The sequence below is a fragment of the Pseudomonas sp. OTU750018 genome, assembly GCF_011636575.1.
GTDB classification, from domain to species: Bacteria; Pseudomonadota; Gammaproteobacteria; order Pseudomonadales; family Pseudomonadaceae; genus Aquipseudomonas; species Aquipseudomonas peli.
The window spans coordinates 389601-408397 of the sequence record NZ_JAAPAU010000004.1; the positions used below are offsets into that span (position 1 = coordinate 389601).

General features: G+C 60.3%; 17 protein-coding genes. 2 read left to right on the plus strand and 15 right to left on the minus strand.

Features of this window, described 5'->3' with window-relative positions; translation table 11 throughout:
* The first annotated feature begins 228 nt into the window (after window positions 1–228).
* Together HCI85_RS20520 and HCI85_RS20525 are read left to right on the plus strand one after the other, a co-directional pair.
* The gene (locus HCI85_RS20520) at window positions 229–597 is read left to right on the plus strand and encodes a BON domain-containing protein (RefSeq protein ID WP_167147753.1); all 369 of its coding nucleotides are present in this window, start codon (window positions 229–231) and stop codon (window positions 595–597) included.
* 63 nt (window positions 598–660) lie between these two features.
* Window positions 661–858: a CsbD family protein gene (locus HCI85_RS20525; RefSeq protein ID WP_090256042.1), complete on the plus strand. Its 198-nt coding sequence runs from the start codon at window positions 661–663 to the stop codon at window positions 856–858.
* Window positions 859–922: 64 nt separating this feature from the next.
* On the opposite strand, the gene HCI85_RS20530 is transcribed toward HCI85_RS20525, so the two are convergent.
* The 15 genes from HCI85_RS20530 to HCI85_RS20600 all read right to left on the minus strand — a co-directional run bounded on the left by HCI85_RS20530 (window position 923) and on the right by HCI85_RS20600 (window position 18745).
* Window positions 923–1213 carry a DUF2845 domain-containing protein gene (locus tag HCI85_RS20530; protein WP_167147756.1) on the minus strand — a complete coding sequence of 97 codons (291 nt, stop codon included), beginning with the start codon at window positions 1211–1213 and terminating at the stop codon, window positions 923–925.
* A gap of 44 nt (window positions 1214–1257) precedes the next feature.
* Window positions 1258–1557, minus strand: coding sequence for a DUF2845 domain-containing protein (locus HCI85_RS20535; protein WP_160088684.1), 300 nt, complete (start codon window positions 1555–1557; stop codon window positions 1258–1260).
* Window positions 1558–1560: 3 nt separating this feature from the next.
* A complete protein-coding gene (locus HCI85_RS20540; RefSeq protein WP_167147759.1) occupies window positions 1561–1857 on the minus strand; it encodes a DUF2845 domain-containing protein in 297 nt (98 codons plus the stop codon).
* Between the two features lie 12 nt (window positions 1858–1869).
* Window positions 1870–4881, minus strand: coding sequence for a DUF748 domain-containing protein (locus tag HCI85_RS20545; RefSeq protein WP_167147764.1), 3012 nt, complete (start codon window positions 4879–4881; stop codon window positions 1870–1872).
* Window positions 4882–4983: 102 nt separating this feature from the next.
* Window positions 4984–6000 carry a class I SAM-dependent rRNA methyltransferase gene (locus HCI85_RS20550; protein WP_167147767.1) on the minus strand — a complete coding sequence of 339 codons (1017 nt, stop codon included), beginning with the start codon at window positions 5998–6000 and terminating at the stop codon, window positions 4984–4986.
* 119 nt (window positions 6001–6119) lie between these two features.
* Complete coding sequence (locus tag HCI85_RS20555) at window positions 6120–6533, minus strand: phage infection protein (RefSeq protein ID WP_167147771.1); 414 nt, start codon at window positions 6531–6533, stop codon at window positions 6120–6122.
* Window positions 6534–6709: 176 nt separating this feature from the next.
* A complete protein-coding gene (locus HCI85_RS20560) occupies window positions 6710–7891 on the minus strand; it encodes an acetyl-CoA C-acetyltransferase (RefSeq protein ID WP_167147774.1) in 1182 nt (393 codons plus the stop codon).
* Window positions 7892–7986: 95 nt separating this feature from the next.
* Window positions 7987–8862 (minus strand): oxygenase MpaB family protein, encoded by an 876-nt coding sequence (locus HCI85_RS20565; RefSeq protein ID WP_167147777.1) that lies wholly within the window; start codon window positions 8860–8862, stop codon window positions 7987–7989.
* A 155-nt stretch (window positions 8863–9017) separates the two neighbouring features.
* A complete protein-coding gene (acs, locus tag HCI85_RS20570; protein ID WP_167147780.1) occupies window positions 9018–10955 on the minus strand; it encodes an acetate--CoA ligase in 1938 nt (645 codons plus the stop codon).
* Between the two features lie 93 nt (window positions 10956–11048).
* Window positions 11049–12713 (minus strand): glucose-6-phosphate isomerase, encoded by a 1665-nt coding sequence (gene pgi / locus HCI85_RS20575; protein ID WP_167147914.1) that lies wholly within the window; start codon window positions 12711–12713, stop codon window positions 11049–11051.
* 107 nt (window positions 12714–12820) lie between these two features.
* Window positions 12821–13681, minus strand: a complete 861-nt coding sequence (gene panC / locus HCI85_RS20580) for a pantoate--beta-alanine ligase (RefSeq protein WP_160088668.1) — start codon at window positions 13679–13681, stop codon at window positions 12821–12823.
* Window positions 13678–14478, minus strand: a complete 801-nt coding sequence (gene panB / locus HCI85_RS20585; RefSeq protein ID WP_167147783.1) for a 3-methyl-2-oxobutanoate hydroxymethyltransferase — start codon at window positions 14476–14478, stop codon at window positions 13678–13680. Before panB ends, panC begins: the two co-directional genes overlap by 4 nt.
* Before the next feature lie 236 nt (window positions 14479–14714).
* Window positions 14715–15212, minus strand: coding sequence for a 2-amino-4-hydroxy-6-hydroxymethyldihydropteridine diphosphokinase (gene folK, locus HCI85_RS20590; protein ID WP_176600657.1), 498 nt, complete (start codon window positions 15210–15212; stop codon window positions 14715–14717).
* Window positions 15212–16618: a polynucleotide adenylyltransferase PcnB gene (locus HCI85_RS20595; RefSeq protein WP_090255997.1), complete on the minus strand. Its 1407-nt coding sequence runs from the start codon at window positions 16616–16618 to the stop codon at window positions 15212–15214. Before HCI85_RS20595 ends, folK begins: the two co-directional genes overlap by 1 nt.
* A 699-nt stretch (window positions 16619–17317) precedes the next feature.
* Window positions 17318–18745: a sigma-54-dependent transcriptional regulator gene (locus tag HCI85_RS20600; protein ID WP_167147786.1), complete on the minus strand. Its 1428-nt coding sequence runs from the start codon at window positions 18743–18745 to the stop codon at window positions 17318–17320.
* Window positions 18746–18797: the final 52 nt, after the last annotated feature.

Sequence of the window (18797 nt, forward strand, 5' to 3'; positions counted from 1 at the left end):
TTTACCCTAGTCGCCTATAGAGGCCGCAGCTGTCGTGCAATATGCCTTGCTCGTTTAGCCCTAGCATGCAGATTGCACGAGGAAGGCTGATCTAATTTGATTTTAAGTTGTTGATATTTATAGATTATTTTATTTTAAGAGGGTTGGCATAGCGCTTGCGATAGTACTGGGGAGGCTGCAGCTCGTAGTGGCTTGCAGATTGTTCAGTACACGCAGGAGGCATTACCTATGAAAAAGCCAATCAAGCATTTCGCAGTAACCGCCATGACCGCCACCGCACTGGGCCTGTTGCTCGCCGGGCCGGTTCTGGCTGCTGGCACCCCGACTGTGCAGCCAGTGATGCTGGCCGCCAGTGAGACGATGGATAAAGCAGAAGATGCGGTAACCGACACCTGGATTACCAGCAAAGTGAAGTCGACCTTCCTGGCCGACAGCAGCTTGAGCGGTATCGACATCAAGGTCGAAACCAATAAGGGCGTTGTTACGCTTTCCGGGGTTGTAGCCAGCTCCGCCGAACGTGATCTGGCCATTGCCAAGGCAGGCGAGATCAAAGGTGTGAGCGCTGTATCCGCCGAAGCGCTGAAAACCGCTCAGTAACCAATGGAAACGTGCCAGGCGCTGCGATGGGCCTGGCAGGCACTCAACGACGAGGACAAGCAGATGAATGCTGACGTAATCAAAGGCAAGTGGAAGCAAATCAACGGTCGCATCAAGGAGCGTTGGGGCAACCTGACCGATGATGACCTGAATGTCGCCGAAGGCCATAGCGAGTACCTGGCCGGCAAGCTGCAAGAGCGCTACGGTTGGACCAAGGAAAAGGCTCAGGACGAGCTGCGTGATTTCAGCAGCAAGCTGTAATCAGGCGTAAAAAAGCCCCGCAGGCATAACCTGCGGGGCTTTTTTGTGGCTCTTATGGAAAGGCTTAGCTGCCGCGTTTACTTTCCACGCTCTTCAGGCGGCCGCCTTCGAATCGCAGGTAGTAGTTCATGCCGTTACGCGGGCCATAGACCCACTCCTCGACGAGGAACTCGTTATTGCCGTGGGCGTCCAGGGTGTAGCCCAGCATGTCGCGGGCAATCGGTTCGCCACATTTGCTGACGACCTCTGTGGTGCGGTCGCCGGTGCTGGCGATGCCTTTCTCACAGCGCAGGGTGCTGGCCTGGGCACTGGTTGCCAGCGCGAGCAGGGTCAGGCTGAGTGCTATCCGTTGCATGGTGCAATGTCCTTATAGTTGGTTTGGGTGAGTGTTAGATGTTGCTAGTTGCCGCGTTTACTGTCGATCTTGATCAGTCGATTGCCTTGAAAACGCAGAAATTGGTACATGCCGTTGCGCGGTCCGTATGACCATTCTTCGACCGCGACTTCATTGTAGAAACCGTATTCATCCAGCACTTCGCGGTAGCCGAGAAAGTCACGGCTCAGGGGTTCGCCGCATTTGCTGCTGACTTCACTGGTGGTGTCATCAAGGCTGACCAGCCCGCTGTCGCATCGCAGAGTCGATGAGGCCTGTGCACAGAAGGGCACAAGTAATAGCAGGGCGCTGATAAAAGCTTTCATCTATTAGCGACTACGACGGCGTTCGATGGCGCGCAGGCGCGTGCCTTCGAAGGTGAGAATACTGAGCATGCCGTTATCGGGGCCGTAGACCCATTCCTCGATCTGGTATTCGCGCCGTTCACTTGGCCCGAGCGAATAGCCGACCAGATCGCGGAAGGCTGGTTCGCCGCATTTCTGCAGCACCTCGAAGCGTCGGTCATCTAGGCTGACCAGTTGGCTGCCGCAGCGCAAGGTCTCAGCCTGAGCCAGAGACGACGCGCCCGTCAGGGCGAGGAGCAGCGTTGTAGCCAATGCACGCATATGACGGAGACCTTACTCGCTGCCGAGATGCAGGGTAGTGGCGACGCGGCCATTGGCGTCAGCCTGTGCCATGTTGACATCCAGCAGGTAAATACGTTCGTCGGCCAGGCCGCCGCGCTCGACCAGATAGCTCTTTATTTCTGCAGCTCGCGCCTGTGCCAGCTGACGCTGTAGCAGTTCACTTTGTGCCCAGGATTGCAGCACACCTTCGCGCATCTTCACGCTGCGCTCTTCGTCGGGCAGTTCAGCCCACTCGGCTGGCGGCTGCTGTTTGAGGCGGGTGCGGTAGATGCCTTCGAGAAGTACGGTTTTGTCGTCCTCATCCACCACCAGCTCACTGGCTTCGGCAGGTACATCCTCCCCACGGCGTTGTAGCATCTTGTACCAGGTGTTCTGGTATTCGCGCTCCAGGCGCGCAGCAGCCAGTGGTGGGCCGTCGCTGCTCTGGGCGCTCATGCCTTCGACTTCCAGGCGCAGGGTCGGACGCTCCTTCAGGGCGCTGGCCAGAGTATCCAGCGCTTTCTGCGCATCGCCGTCGAGCTCGCTGTCACCGGCATTGAAGCGCACGGTGCTGAGGTCAACGTCACTGCCGCCGCTGACCAGGCCGCCGATAAATTTGAACGGTGCTTGTGCGGCGCGTAGTACCAGGTTGCGCAGGGTTTGCCAGACGATGGGCATAACGCTGAACTGCGGGCTGTTGAGGTCGCCCTGCACGGGCAGCTGGATACTGATATTGCCGTCGGTGTCTTTGAGCAGGGCAATGGCCAGGCGGATTGGCAGGTCCATGGCGTCCTTACTGTCGACTTTCTCGCCCAGCTGCAGGTCTTCCAGTAGCAGTTTGTTTTCGGCGTTGAGCTGGCCTTTCTCGATCTGGTAATGCAGGTCGAGGTTGAGGCGGCCCTTGCGGATACGGAAGCCGGCGAACTTGCCGGAGTAGGGCGTGAGGGTGGTCAGTTCGACATTCTTGAAGCTGGTGGCGATATCCAGGCTGTTCATCGGGTCGAACGGGGTCAGCTTGCCTTTGATGCTGACGGGCGCGTACTTGTCGACCTTGCCCTTAATATCGACGCTGGCGGTTTTCGGGCTCTGGTTGTCGAGTGTGCCGATCTGGCCGTTGAGTTGCTGGATGGCCGTGGCGAAGTTGGGCGTCAGGCTGAAGTCGGCAAAGTTCGCCGAACCGTTCTTGATGCTGATACCGCCGATACGCATCGGCAGCGGTTTACTCGCTGCAGCGGGCTTGGCGTTGGCCTCTGCCGGCTGTGGAATCATCAGATCGCTGATATTGGTGGTCAGGTCTTCATTGATGATAAAGCGCACATAAGGCTGCTGCAGTTTGATCTGCCCGATCACCAGGCCCTTGCCGTGTTGATAGTCGATCCCTTCCACCAGCACTTGCTGCCATTTGAGGAAGTCGCGGTCCTTTAGCGTGTCGAGAGTATGCAGCTGGTTGATCTCGGCTTGCCCGCCAATACTGAAGGCCAGCGGTTCCACGCTCTGCAGATCAACCGCCAGGTCGCTACCGAGCTTACCGCTGCGCAGTTCCAGACGCACGAAGGGGCTCAGGTAGGTCTGCGCCAGGCGCAGGTCGATATCGCGGGTGGCAACCTGCAGCTTGGCCGTGGTCGGGGTCAGTTGCACCTGGCCGTCGGCCTTGATCTGCCCGGTCTTGTTCACTCCTGTGTCGAGCTTGAGGCCGAAGGGTGAAGTGCCCAGGCTGTCAAAGTCGCTTAGGTCGAGATTAAGCGGGGCCAGGTCTATTTTGACTTCCGCGCCGCCGGCGCGGTCGGCCAGATGCACCTGATAGTCGCGCAGTTGCACGTCACGCAGGATTACCTGCCAGGGTTTGCTGGGGTCTTCCGGCTGGTCGGCAGTGGCGGTTTCCAAGTCAGCGGATTGCTCTGCGGTGGTCGGTTCGCTTGGCTCTTTTGCCGGTTCGGCTTCCGTGGCTGCGGAGCCTGAGCCACCCTCATTTGGAGCTGGAGCTGGAGCTGGAGCTGGAGCTGGAGCCGGTTTGGCGGGTTGGCTGGCGAGCAGTTTCTGCCAGTCGAGCTGGCCATCGGCCTCGCGTGCAGCCCAGGTTTCCAGCTTCTGGCTGCGAATCTTGCCGACGATGACCTGCTGCTTGGCCAGATCCACGCTGGTTTCGCTGATATCCAGGCTTTCCAGGCGCAGCAGCGGTTTGTCCGCCGGACTCTTGATGGCAAAGCTGCTGACACTGAGCTGGGTGTTGCTCAGTAGCAGTTCGGTGCCTTTGGCGAGGTTCAGGCTGTAGTCGCTGCTCAGATCGACGGTGCCGTCCTCCAGGACCAGCGGCACCGCATCGCGCACGTAGGGCCAGATGGCTTTAAGTTTGCCGTCAGTGACTTTCAGGCTGCCGCTGGAGCTGATTGGCACCAGACTGATGCGCCCGGTCCAGTCGATGCGCCCGCCAGTGGGGCCCGTGGCGACCAGGCTCATGTCGGCATTGTCGTCGGGCAGGGTACTTAGGTTGAACAACTCGAAATTGAGGTCGTCGTAGATAAACTCGATCGGCTCGCTGGGACGCAGATCCTGAAAATGCACGTTGCCGCCACTCAGCTTGATCCGCGAAATACGCAGCGGGAACGGCTCGCCGGCCGGCTCTTCAGCCGCCGGCTCGGTGCTAGGCGGGACGTTAAACAGTTGCGTTAGATTGAGTCTGCCATCCTTGCCGAACAGCACTTCACTGTGCGGCTTGTCCAGTTCGATATCGGCCAGGTGCAGCACGCCGTTCCACAGGCTATCGAGTTGCAGATTGGCATACAGGCGTTCAAAGGCGATTTGCTGCTGGTCGGCTTCGCCAATCTGCAGGCCCCAGAGGCTGAGCTCCAGGCTGAATGGGTTAAGTTGCAGGCGTTGCAGGGTGGCGGGTACTTCGGCGTAGTGCGCCAGTTGCTGGTTGGCGATGCGCAAACCGATACCGGGCAAAATCAGAAACCCCAGCAGGCTGTAGAGGGCAACGGCGATGGCAATGGCGCTGGCAGCGCGCTTTATTCCTTTAAGCATAAAAACGTCATCTATCCCGACGAGAAGTGCCTTGGAGTATGGCACGCGTGTGCAGTTCCGCAGAGGCTCTGCGCGGGGATTTTCTTCACGCAGACAGGTACATCAGAACTGCAGGATGAGGGTTTTCAGCGGTGGCTGGCCATCCTGGGAGGGGAAGTCCGCAGCCGGCGCCAGCACCTGCCAATCGCGCACCGGGCGGCCGAGCTTTTCCGCGCAGCGCAGCACCTGTTCGCGCCAATCGGCCAGGGCGACTTTTGCCAGGTTGTTGCAGCAGATCAGCACACCCTCATCGGCAGTGGCGAGAATCGCCGGCTTGAGCAGGCTCTGGTAATCGCGCAGCAGGTCGACAGTGCCGAACGCACTTTTGGCCCAGGCGGGCGGGTCGAGCAGAACCAGGTCGAACTGACGTTGCTCAAGGCGCGGATAGTCCGGCAGTTTCTGCCCGCGCCGCGCATTGATCGGCAGCCCCGCCAGTTGGCGAATCGCCGGGAAGTAGTCCGATTGCACAAACTGCATGGGTAATAGCTGCGGATTGAGCTGGCCATTTTCGCGCCCGACTGCCAGGTTGCCCTCGGCAAAATCTAGGTTGACCACCTCGCTGGCTCCGCCTGCTGCTGCACTCAAACCGACGCCACAGGTGTAGGCGAACAGGTTAAGTACCGACTTGCTGGCACTGTGGGCTTTGACCCAGCCACGGGCGTTACGCAGGTCGAGAAACAGCAGCGGGTCTTGCCCTGCATGGCGGCCGCGCACGCGGTAATTGAGGCCCCATTCATGGCCGATCAGATCTTCCAGGGCGGCCGGCTCGGCCTGGTAGACCGCATCAGTGCGGTCGACCCGCGAGTTGCCCTGAGATCGGTCGTTGTAAACCAGTAGCAGTTGTGTGCCGAGGCTGGCCTGGCACTGCTCGGCCAGTTGTAGCAGTTCGTCGCGACTCAGACTCTGGTGGAAGCTCTGTACCAGTAATTGCGGGCCGTAACGGTCGATGGTCAGGCCGCCGGCACCTTCCTGGCTGCCATGAAACAGGCGATAGCAGTCAGTGCCTTGCTGATGCAGTTCAGCCAGCAGGTCGTGACGGTTATGCAGTGCGGCGCGCAGCGCCTGATCGAGAGAGGGCATGCGCGGTGACTCGAGAAAGAAGGGCGCGCAGTTTATCAAGATTCATCTGCCGGGACGCAGGCGCGGCAAAAACAGCAAGGGCACCCCGAGGTGCCCTTTAATTTGCGAGTGTTATTTGATCAGACGATGCGGTTGATGCCTGTGCGATCAGCGCCGTCAGCAGCGATACGGTTGCCGCCTGTGCGATCAGCGCCGTCAGCAGCGATTCGGTTACCGCCTGTGCGGTCAGCGCCGTCAGCAGCAATACGGTTGCCGCCAGTGCGGTCTGCCCCATCAGCAGCGATGCGGTTACCACCAGTACGATCAGCACCATCTTCGGCGATACGGTTGATGCTGGTACGGTCAAAGCCGTCGGCTGCGATACGGTTAGCGCCAGTGCGATCTGCACCGTCTTCGGCGATGTGGTTGATGCTGGTACGGTCAAAACCATCAGCAGCGATGCGGTTACTCAGGGTGCGTTCTGCGCCGTCTGCGGCAAAAACATTGCTGGTCAGGCTGGCGGCAAGCAGGGAAGCGATCAGGTACTTGTTCATCTGGGTGTCCTCGGAAGAGTGGGGTAAGTGGCTACGGGGCTAATGTTGCGCCGCAGCCCGACTCTTGAGAAACGCAGGTGGTCAATAGCAATCATCATTGCTGTCGATGGAAAATAAAAAAGCCGGCTCCCAGATTGATGCGGCCGGCTTTTTGTCGCCATAGCTGAACGGTGTAATCAGGCCCGTTCGATCGCCAGTGCCACGCCCTGGCCGCCGCCGATACACAGGGTAGCGAGGCCTTTCTTGGCGTCGCGCTTAATCATCTCGTGCAGCAGTGTCACCAGCACGCGGCAGCCGGAACCGCCGATCGGGTGGCCGAGGGCGATGGCGCCGCCGTTGACGTTGACCTTGCTGGCGTCCCAATTCAGCTCTTTGCCCACTGCCAAGGCTTGTGCGGCGAAGGCTTCGTTGGCTTCGATCAGGTCGAGGTCAGCCAGTTGCCAGCCAGCTTTCTCCAGACAGCGCTTGGTCGCCGAGACTGGGCCGATGCCCATGATCGCCGGGTCGACGCCGGCGTTGGCGTAGCTGGCGATCTTCGCCAGCACCGGCAGGCCGAGGGCCTGGGCTTTGGCGGCGCTCATCAGCAGCACGGCGGAGGCGCCGTCGTTGAGGCTGGAGGCGTTGCCGGCGGTGACACTGCCGTCCTTCTTGAATGCGGGCTTAAGTTTGCCCAGGGATTCAGCAGTGGTGCCGGCGCGCGGCTGCTCGTCAGTGGCGAAGGCTACTGGCTCGCCTTTGCGCTGGGGAATCATGATTGGGGTGATTTCATCGACAAAACGCCCGGCCTCGATAGCAGCCACGGCTTTTTGCTGCGAGGCGGCGGCGAAGGCGTCCTGGGCTTCGCGGCTGATGTCGTACTTGTCGACCAGATTCTCGGCGGTGATGCCCATGTGGTAGTCGTTGAAGGCGTCCCACAGGCCGTCGGTGATCATCGTATCGACCATTTTGGCGTGGCCCATGCGCAGGCCGGTGCGCGCACCAGGCATGACGTAGGGGGCCAGGCTCATGTTTTCCATGCCGCCGGCGATGATCACTTCGGCGTCGCCGCAGCGGATCGCCTGGGCACCCAGGTGCAGAGCTTTAAGGCCCGAGCCGCAGACTTTGTTCAGGGTCAACGCTGGTACGGCGTGCGGCAGGCCGGCGAGGATTACTGCCTGACGCGCCGGGTTCTGCCCGCTGCCTGCGGTGAGCACCTGACCGAGGATCACTTCGTCGACCTGCGCGCCGTCCAGGCCGGTTTGTTCCAGCAGGCGGCGGATTACCGCGGCGCCCAGTTCAGGGGCTGGGATATTCGCCAGTGAACCCTGGAAGCTGCCGATGGCAGTGCGGGTGGCGGCAACGATGACGACGTCTTGCATAGCGCGATCCTCACAAGTAACTGGCGCGGCAGGCCGCGAAAGGTCGCTATGGTGGCACAGCGGCTTTGTTTACGGCCAGCGCGCGAACCGGCCGGTCAGCGTGGCGGCAGGTTCAGGCGTTTGCGCGCACGGTGGATGGCGCCGCCGCGGACCGCCCAGCGCAGCACGGGGGCCAGGCTGTGTACGCCAGTGTGGATCATCCGGCTACGCGCCGGGCTTATCTGCTGGCCGAGCATCTGCTGCGCCCAATCCGGCAGCAGGTCGATGCCAGCCTGCATCAGCAGCTTGGCCGCCGGGGCGGCGAGGGCGCTGGGTGCCGGGGCGTTGAGCAGGATGCGCAGGATTTCCAGCGAGCGTTCATCACAGAGCAGCTCAGGGCGCACAGCTGCCAGGTAGGCGGCGACCTCGGCGCGCGAGCGCGGCACCTGAGTGGCGCCCAAACGCTCTGCGATCAGGGCGATTTCCGCGTAGTAGCGGTCCTGATCGGTATCGCTCAGTTGTGGGTTGCGGTAACGCAGGTGGGCCTGGAGAAAACTGTACACCTCGGCCACATGCACCCAGGTCAGTAGAGCTGGATCACTGGCGGCATAGGTGCGGCCATCCGGGGCGGTGCCTGTGACTTTGAGGTGAATAGTCTTGACCTTGTCGATCAGCCAGTCGGCATCGGCGCGCGAGCCGTAGGTGGTGCCAGATATAAACTGGCCGGTGCGACGCAAGCGGCCAAGCAGGTCTTCACGAAAATTCGAGTGATCCCACACCCCGGCTAATGCCAGCGGATGCAGAGCTTGCAAGAGCAGGGCGCTGATACCGCCGATCAGCATGCTGGTGAAGTCGCCATGCACCTGCCAGCTCACCGAGTCGGGGCCGAACAGTCCAGGGTCGTCCTGAGGCTTTTCGAAGTCGATTTGCCCCAAGGCGATTCCGCTAAGACTAAGGACTTGGCTTTCGATACGGCGGCGAAGAAATTCCATGGAATGGTGGGTTCGTTTGCTGGTGTAGGGTGGATCGCGCTTCATCGATCCATCGGTTGGCGATCCACCCGATGGGGCTCCGCCGCGCGGGGGCCTTGGCGGATGAACAGAGCATCAGCTACGTGCCTCGATACACCCTACATCCTAGCGTGCGGTTATCGGTTCAGGCGCTGCTCGATCAAACCGTCGACCACCGTCGGGTCGGCCAGAGTCGAGGTGTCACCCATATTTTCAAGCTCGTTGCAGGCGATCTTGCGCAGGATACGCCGCATGATCTTGCCCGAGCGGGTTTTCGGCAGGCCCGGTGCCCACTGGATCAGCTCGGGTTTAGCGAAGCTGCCGATTTCCTTGCCGACCAAGGCCAGCAGTTGCTGCTTCAGCGCATCGTTGATTTCCACGCCGTTCATCGGTGTGACGAAGGCATAGATACCCTGGCCTTTGAGGTCATGCGGGTAACCGACCACGGCGGCTTCGGCGACGGCGTCATGCAGCACCAGGGCGCTTTCCACTTCGGCGGTGCCGATGCGGTGGCCGGAGACGTTGATCACGTCATCCACCCGGCCGGTGATCCAGTAGTAACCGTCCTCGTCGCGGCGCGCGCCGTCGCCGCTGAAGTAGTAACCGGGGTAGGGCTTGAGGTAGGTGTCGATCATCCGCTGATGGTCGCCGTAAACGCTGCGAATCTGGCTTGGCCAGCTGTCCTTGATCGCCAGTACGCCGCTACCAGCGCCATCAATCTCCTTGCCCTGTTCATCCAGCAGAACTGGCTGTACGCCGAAGAACGGCCGGGTTGCCGAACCGGGTTTGAGGTCGGTGGCGCCGGGCAGTGGAGTGATCAGGATGGCGCCGGTTTCAGTCTGCCACCAGGTGTCGACGATCGGGCAGCGGCGTTCGCCGACCACGTTGTAATACCACTCCCAGGCTTCCGGGTTGATCGGCTCGCCGACGCTGCCAAGCAGGCGCAGGCTGGTGCGCTCGGTGCATTCGACCGGGCCAGTGCCCTCACGCATCAGCGCGCGCAGGGCGGTGGGCGCGGTGTAGAAAATGTTCACCTGGTGCTTGTCGATCACCTGCCAGAAGCGCGAGGCGGTCGGATAGTTGGGCACGCCTTCGAAGATCAGACTGGTCGCGCCGTTGGCCAACGGGCCGTAGACGATATAGCTGTGCCCGGTGACCCAGCCGACGTCGGCGGTGCACCAGTAAATATCGCCTTCGTGGTAGTCGAATACGTACTTGTGGGTCATCGCCGCCATCAGCAGATAGCCGCCAGTGCTGTGCAATACACCCTTGGGTTTTCCGGTGGAGCCGGAGGTGTAGAGGATAAATAGCGGGTCTTCGGCGTCCATTGGCTCGGGTGGGCAATCGCCCGAAACTTCCCGCAGGGCTTCGTGGTACCAGATATCGCGGCCTTCAACCCAATCGATCTCGCCCTGGGTGCGCTCGACCACCACCACTGTGGACACTGCCGGGCAGCTTTGCAGCGCCTTGTCGACATTGGCCTTGAGCGCCACGTACTTGCCGCCGCGCACGCCTTCATCGGCGGTAATCACCGTGTGGCAGTCGGAGTCGAGGATGCGGTCGCGCAATGCGTCCGGGGAGAAGCCGCCGAACACCACCGAATGCACTGCGCCGATGCGTGTGCAGGCGAGCATGGCGTAGGTGGCCTCAGGGATCATCGGCATGTAGATGCACACTCGGTCGCCCTTTTTCACCCCACGGCTTTTCAGTACGTTGGCCAGGCGGCTGACGTTGTGGTGCAGCTTCTTGTAGGTGATGTGAGCCGATTCGCTGGGGTTGTCGCCTTCCCAGATCAGTGCAATTTGCTCGCTGCGTTTTTCCAGGTGACGGTCGATGCAGTTGTAGCTGACGTTCAGTTGCCCGCCCTTGAACCACGAGCCCGAACCGCTTAGCAGGTCGCCTTGTTGCACGCTGGTCCAGGGCTTGCTCCAGTCAAGAAAGGCCTTGGCCTGCTCGGCCCAGAAAATTTCCGGTTGCTCTATCGACTGCTGGTAAAGACGCAGGTAGTCGTCGTTATCCAGGTGGGCGCGTTGGCGCACGGCATCGGGCACGGGGTGGCGGGTGATTTCGAACATGGCGGGTCCTTGTTGTTGTGTTCCGCGATGTTCGTAGGGTGAACCAAGCGGGTGCTTGGTTCAAGTGCTGGCCTTGTGCTCGGTCGCTGTGGATCAGCCGCGATGCCGTTCGCGGAAGTGCTGGATCAAGCCTTGTGTAGAGGCGTCACTGGCGGGCTCGTCGAGTTGGCCGGTAAGACGCTGATAAACGCCCTGGCCAAGGTCCTTGCCCAGTTCGACGCCCCACTGATCAAAGGCGTTAATGCCCCAGATGGCGCTCTGTACGAAGACCTTGTGCTCGTACAGCGCTACCAGTGCGCCGAGGTTGAACGGGTCGACGCGGTTGAGCGCGAGGATATTGCTCGGGCGGTTACCGGGGATCACCTTGTGCGGTGCCAGACGTTGCACTTCGGTCTCGTCCAGACCCTTGGCGCGCAGCTCGGCTTCGGCTTCCTCGCGGGTCTTGCCGTGCATCAAGGCTTGGCTCTGTGACAGGCAGTTGGCAAACAGCCACTGGTGATGGTCGGCCAGCGGGCTGAAGCTATTAACCGGGACGATAAAGTCCGCTGGGATCAGCTCAGTACCTTGGTGCAGCAACTGGTGATATGCGTGTTGGCCGTTACAGCCCACGCCGCCCCAGATCACGGGGCCGGTGCTGAAGTCCACAGGGCTGCCGTCCTGGCGCACGCTTTTGCCGTTGGATTCCATGTCCAACTGCTGCAGGTGTTTGGTGAAGTTACGCAGGTAGTGGTCGTAGGGCAGGATCGCCTGGCTTTTCGCGCCCCAGAAGTTGCCGTACCAGATCCCCAGCAGGGCCATCAGGACGGGCATGTTTTCCGCCAGCGGCGCTTGGGTGAAATGCTGGTCCATGGCGTAGGCGCCGGCCAGCAGTTCTTTGAAGTTGGAGATGCCGATGGCCAGGGCAATCGGCAGGCCGATAGCCGACCAAAGTGAGTAACGCCCGCCGACCCAGTCCCACATCGGGAAGATGTTTTCTGCCTTGATACCAAATTCGATCGCAGCCTTCTGGTTGCTGGTCACCGCAATAAAGTGCTTGTGCAGCTCGGCTTCCGGGCCGCCCAGGGCCAGGTACCAGTCGCGTGCGGCCAGGGCGTTCTTCAGGGTTTCCAGGGTGCCAAAGGATTTTGACGAGACGATAAATAGGGTGGTCTGCGGGTTTAGGCGCGCAGTCAGCTCACGGAACTCGCTGCCGTCGATATTGGCCAGGTAGTGACAGCGCACGCCGCGTTGGGTGAAGGGCCGTAGCGCTTCGGAAACCAGTTGCGGGCCGAGGAACGAACCGCCGATACCGATATTCACCACCTCGGTGATCGGCTTGTCGCTGTAGCCGCGCCACAGCCCGCTGTGCACGCGGCTGACCAATTCGGTCATCTGATGGAGTACGCGGTGCACTTGCGGAATCAGGTCGACGCCGTCGAGTTTCAGGGTGCGGCCAATCGGGCTGCGCAGGGCTGTATGCAGGGCTGCACGCCCTTCAGAGGCATTGACCTTATCGCCGCTGAACAGGGCGTGAATGGACTCCGGCAGCTGGGCTTGTTCAGCTAGCTGCACCAACAGTCCCAGGGTTTTTTCGTCGATCAGGTTCTTTGAGTAGTCCAGCAGCAGACCGCTGCTGCTCAGGGAAAAACGGGTAAAACGTTGCGGGTCACGGGCAAAGGCCTCGCGCATGCTGAAGTCGTTCATCTGCTCGCGCTGCTCGCGCAGCGCCTGCCAGGCGGGCAGGCTGGTGACGTCATGCGTTTGCTGGAAGTAGGCCATTGGTGCGTGTTCCTTGTTTTGAGTGCGGCGAATCATGCAAAAAAGCCCGGAGTTATCCGGGCCTTGAGTGTAACTGGCGGGCGTTAGGCCAGCATCTACGCAGTGGATCAGCCTGGAGTATCGAGGTCGAACGCCAAGTTGTCGATCAACCGGGTGCTGCCAATAAACGCGGCCAGCAGTATGACCAGGCGGCGATCATCAGCGGTGGCTGGACGTAGGCTGTTGGCTTCGCGTACTTCCAGATAATCCGGGCTAAAGCCTGCGGCGCTGTGTTGCTGCTGTGCAACGGCGACCAGTTTGGCGTAATCACGCTCACCGGCGCGAATCGCTGTGGCCATCTCTTGCAGGGTACGGTACAGCACCGGCGCAACTTCACGCTGTGCCGTATTCAGGTAACCGTTGCGCGAGGACAACGCCAGGCCATCGTCGGCCCGCACCGTCGGCTCGCCGATAATCTGGATCGGCATATTGAGGTCACGCACCAAGGTGCGGATCACCGCCAGCTGCTGGAAATCCTTCTGGCCAAAAATCGCCAGATCCGGCTGCACCATGTTGAACAACTTGCTGACGACGGTCGCAACGCCTTCGAAGTGGCCTGGGCGGCTGGCACCGCAGAGGCCTTCAGACACGCCCGGTACGCTGACGCGGGTCTGGCCGTCCATGCCGTGCGGATACATTTCCTCGACATCCGGGGTGAACAGCAGATGGCAGCCGGCTTCGACCAGCTTTTCCTGATCGGCGAGCAGGGTGCGCGGGTATTTGTCGAGGTCTTCGCTGGGGCCGAACTGCAAGGGATTGACGAAGATGCTGGCGACCACGAAATCGGCACGCTGGGCGGCTTTCTCCACCAGTGCGGCGTGACCGGCATGCAGGTTGCCCATGGTCGGGACGAAGGCGATCTGTTTGCCTTCGGCACGGGCCTGGGCGACAGCGGCGCGCAACTCGCGCACGCTTTTAACTGTGTTCATGCAGAAAATCCGTGTTCGGCTGCTGGGAAACTCTGGTCTTTGACCGCTTTGACGTACGCACTGATGGCGTTCTGGATGCTGCTCTGGCCAGCCATAAAGTTCTTCACGAACTTTGGCGTGCGGCCGGTCAGTGACAGCCCAAGCATGTCATGCAGGACCAACACCTGACCGTCGGTGGCAACGCCGGCGCCAATGCCGATAACTGGGATCTTCACGGCTTGGCTGATTTCAGCGGCCAGTTCGCTGGGTACGCATTCCAGCAGCAGCATCGCCGCGCCTGCTTGTTCCAGTGCCATTGCGTCAGCGCGCATCTGCCGTGCTTGGGCTTCCTGGCGGCCTTGCACCTTATAACCACCGAGGATATTCACCGCCTGCGGGGTGAGGCCGAGGTGGGCGCACACGGGTACGCCGCGCTCAGCCAGTTGACGAATTGGCTCGGCGAGCCAGGCTGCACCTTCCAGCTTGACCATGTGGGCGCCGGCTTGCATCAGTGCCGCGCTGTTGTTCAGGGCTTGCTCAAGGGTGGCGTAGGCCATAAAGGGCAGATCGGCGAGAATCAGCGCGCCCTGGTTGCCACGTTTGACGCTGGCGGTGTGGTACGCCATTTCGGCGACAGTGACGGGCAGCGTGCTGTCATGGCCTTGCAAGACCATGCCGAGGGAATCGCCCACCAGCAGCACATCGACACCGGCCTGGCAGGCTGTTTGGGCGAACGTGGCGTCATAGCAGGTCAGCATGGCGATTTTCTCGCCGCTCTGCTTGAGGCTTTGCAGGGTGGTCAGGGTTACATCAGGCATGAAAACTGTCCTCACTCAGGCGTTCAGTCAGCAGTTGTGCTGCTTCAAGTTGGCCTGCATTGGCCTCGAATTGCACCGGTGCGGGGCAACGGGACGCCTATAGTCCTGATGGGGGGGCTCGAAGTCAATTGCAGGTGTTACCGGCTTGTTACTGCCGTTACCGCCAATGTGCCAGCTCGCAAGTAGGGTTATTACTGCTGCGGCTGCATGACCCAGCAGTCGAAGTTGTCCGGAATTCAGGTCAACTCTGTTTCGCTGAGGCGTTCCAGCCCTGCATAAGGACAAGCCCCAAGCAGTTCTGTCAGGGCGCGGCCATCCGGCAGTTGTAGGTCGGGGGCGATCTCAGCCAGCGGGTAGAGGACAAAGGCGCGGGCATGCATGTGGTAGTGCGGCACGCTCAGGCGCGGCTCATCCAGTAAGCGTTCGCCGAACAGCAAAATATCCAGGTCGAGGGTGCGTGGCCCCCAACGCTCGGCCTTGCGCGTACGGCCTTGCTCAAGTTCGATCGTCTGCAAGGCATCCAGCAGGGCCAATGGACTGAGTTCGGTATCCAGTGCCGCCACGGCATTTACATAGCGCGGTTGATCCGCAGGACCCAATGGGTCGCTGCTATAGAAAGATGACTGGGCAATCAGATCTGTTTGCGGCAGCGCAGCCAGGGCGGCCAGCGCGCTGCGCAGTTGCTCGATCGGTGTGGCCAGGTTACTGCCCAGGCCGATATAGACGCGTTCCATTATTCGCCGGCTGTACTGCTCGAGTTCTCAGCAGCCGGGCCGCGTTTACGCTTACTGTTATTGCGTTTGCGCTTACGGGGAGCGCCTGGGCCATCGTCCTTGTTGCTGAGGTCGCGGATCATATTGCGCCGCTCGCTGTCGCTGACATCCTGATAGCGGGTCCACCAGTCGCCCAGGCCACCGGTTTCCTCGCCTGCGCTTTCGCGCAGCAGCAGGAAGTCGTAGCCAGCGCGGAAGCGTGGGTTTTCCAGCAGCATGTCGGCACGTTTGCCACTGCGGCGTGGCAGGCGTTCCTGCATATCCCAGATTTCACGGATCGGCATGGTGAAGCGTTTGGGCACTGCGATGCGCTGGCACTGTTCGCTGATCAGCTCGTGAGCGGCTTCCTGCATGGCCGGGATCGGCGGCATACCGCGATCCTGCAGCTTGATCACGCGGGCTGGCAGGGCTGGCCACAGCAATGCTGCTAGGAGGAACGCAGGGGTGACTGTCTTGCCCTGATGAATGCGTAGGTCAGTGTTGTCCAACGCATTACGGATCAACTGGTCGGTGTAATCCGGGTTGAGTTTCAGCGCCTCGGCGCTGGCCGGGAACAGCTGGCCGAACAGGCCGTAATCCACCAGCAGCTCGTAGGTGTATACCGCGTAGCCGGCGAGAAACAGCTTGAGCACTTCATCGAATAGGCGCGCAGCGGGTATCCCGCCGAGCAGCGGGGCCAGTTTGTAGATCGGCGCGGCGCTGTGTTTCTCGATGTCGAAATCCAGCTTGGCGGCAAAACGTACTGCACGCAGCATGCGCACCGGGTCTTCCTGGTAGCGCTGAGTCGGATCACCGATCAGGCGGATCAGGTGGTTGCGAATGTCGTGCACGCCATTGGCGTAATCGAGGATGCGCTCGGTGCTCGGGTCGTAATACAGCGCATTGATGGTGAAGTCGCGACGCTGGGCGTCGTCTTCAAGGCTGCCATACACGTTGTCACGCAGAATGCGTCCGCTCTCGTTACGCGAGGACAGGTTGCTGTTTTCTTCTTCCTCGCCTTCCGGGTGATTAGCGCGGAAGGTGGCGACCTCAATGATCTCGCGGCCGAAATGCACGTGAACCAGCTTAAAGCGGCGGCCAATGACCCGGGCATTGCGAAATTCGGCGCGCACTTGCTCGGGCGTGGCGCTGGTGGCCACGTCGAAATCCTTGGGGTCAATGTCTAGCAGCAGATCGCGTACGCAACCGCCGACCAAATACGCTTGGTAGCCAGCCTGCTGCAGGCGTTCGACCACACTGATGGCGTAGCGGCTGATTTCACCGCGTTCGATCGGGTGCTGGCTGCTGCTCAGCACTTCAGGCGTGCTGTGTGAATGGTTGCCACGGCGGGCAGGGGTACGAAAGGACTTGAACAGCTTTTTCAGCATGGGAGGCACTGTTTGACTAAATGACTGGCCAGAGTATATGCCGGCCGCAGGAATGGCGCGGATTCTAGCATTGAGTCGACGATTGATGGAGGAAACGACAGGAAAGGGCGGCAGGCGGGGGATTTGAAGCTACTGGGGGAGCCGAAGCTCCCCCCCAAATTGGTGCGTGCTCTGTTTTTATTATTATGGCGGGCTTGTTGTTTTTGTTGATTTACCCGTTCCATCCAGTCAAGGACTTTTGGAAAACTTCCCAAGCTGGGAATCAAGAGCAAACGGATTGCTTTGGATGCTGACGCTGCAATGATCACGGTGTGACCTAACCAGTATTGGCGCTGCCTTGGGGCAGTTTTATTATTCTCAGCCTGGTTATGGGGCGTACCCCAACGGCAATTCCTTTCCAAAAGAATCAGTTAGCTGCGCCTCCGCGTTGTTGTTTTTATTGTGCTGGAGTCGGTACGTCTTATTTTTATTAGGGTTGGAGCGTTTTGTTATTGTTGTTGTACTAGCTGTAAAGCAGAACCCGTGCCAGTTTTTTAAATCCCTTTAAAATCAACGGCTTGATTGTTTGTGTGAGGCGCGGTGTGGCACAAAAAAGCCGGGTTCTCGTTACCGTAAGACCCGGCTTTTGTTACTAAGTGTTGAAGGGGTAACAGGTGAGGGAACCTCTTGCGGGCGCATCTGTCACCTTGGCGCGCCGCTCTAGCCCGCGGTTGCCCCTGAAGATTTGCGCCGTGGGATACCGAGGCGCTGGCGGCGCTCCCACAAACATTTGCGGCTGATGCCGAGTTTGCGTGCCAGTTCGGTCTCGGTCATATGGTCCTGGTGCTCGAGAACGAAGTGCTGGAAGTAATCCTCCAACGACAGGTCTTCAGTGGGTTCGCTCGGCTCATGCCCCAGGCCGCCACTTTGTGCGGGCAGGCCGGTGAAGTCGTCTTCCAGGTCATCCAGTTCAATATCGATGCCCAGTAGTTCGGCTGAGATGCTGTTGCCTTCACAGAGAATCACTGCGCGTTCGATGGCGTTTTCCAGTTCACGCACGTTACCCGGCCAGGGGTAATGGCGAATCGCCTGTTCAGCATCGGCAGCAAAGCTCAATTCCGGGCGGCCCTGGCGGGTGCTTTGGCGCACCAGGAAGGCGCGGGCGATTTCACTTACGTCAGCGCCGCGCTCACGCAGTGCGGGCAGTTTGAGGGCAATCACATGCAGGCGGTAATACAGGTCTTCGCGAAATTGGCCAATCTTCGACAGGCTTTTCAAGTCACGGTGAGTCGCGGCGATCAAGCGCACATCGACCTTCTGTGATTGCACCGAGCCGACCCGGCGGATTTCGCCTTCCTGCAGAACGCGCAGCAGGCGTGCCTGGGCCTCCAGAGGCAGTTCACCGATTTCATCAAGGAACAAGGTACCGCCGTCAGCGGCTTCGACCAAACCCGCTCGGCCGGCGCTGGCACCGGTAAAGGCGCCTTTCTCATGGCCGAATAGCTCGGACTCGATCAGCGATTCGGGGATGGCGGCGCAGTTCACTGAAATCAGCGGCGCTTTGGCACGGCGCGAAAGGTTGTGCAGAGCGCGGGCGACCAGTTCTTTACCGGTGCCTGACTCGCCTTGAATCAGTACGTTGGAATCAGTGGGCGCGACCTTGCGGATCTTGCTGTACATCTCCTGCATAGCCGCACAGGAGCCGATGATGCCGATTTCGCCGTTGCTGTTATCCACCACCTTATCGGCGCTGGCTTTTGTTGTGCCGGTGGCGGGGGCTGAAGCGCTCTTGGCCTGCTGGTGATCGCGCAGGATGCGCGCGACGGCCTGGAGCATTTCGTCGTGGTCGAAGGGCTTGGCGATGTAATCCACCGCGCCCATTTTCATCGAGTCGACCGCCGAACGCAGGCTGGCGTAACTGGTCATGATCAGCACCGGGGTGCCCTGGCCGAGCTTGATCAGCTCGGTGCCGGGTGCGCCCGGTAGGCGCAGGTCGCTGACGATCAGGTCGAAGCTGGGGATGCTGAAGCGTTCTTGCGCTTCTTGCACTGAGCCGGCCTCGCTGACTTCGTATTGGTTACGTTCCAGCAGGCGACGCAAGGCAGAGCGGATAATGGTTTCGTCTTCGACGATCAAAATATGAGGCATCAATTCGGTCTCTCGACGGTCTCGGGGCATGCCGCTGGGCTAAAGGGCCTGG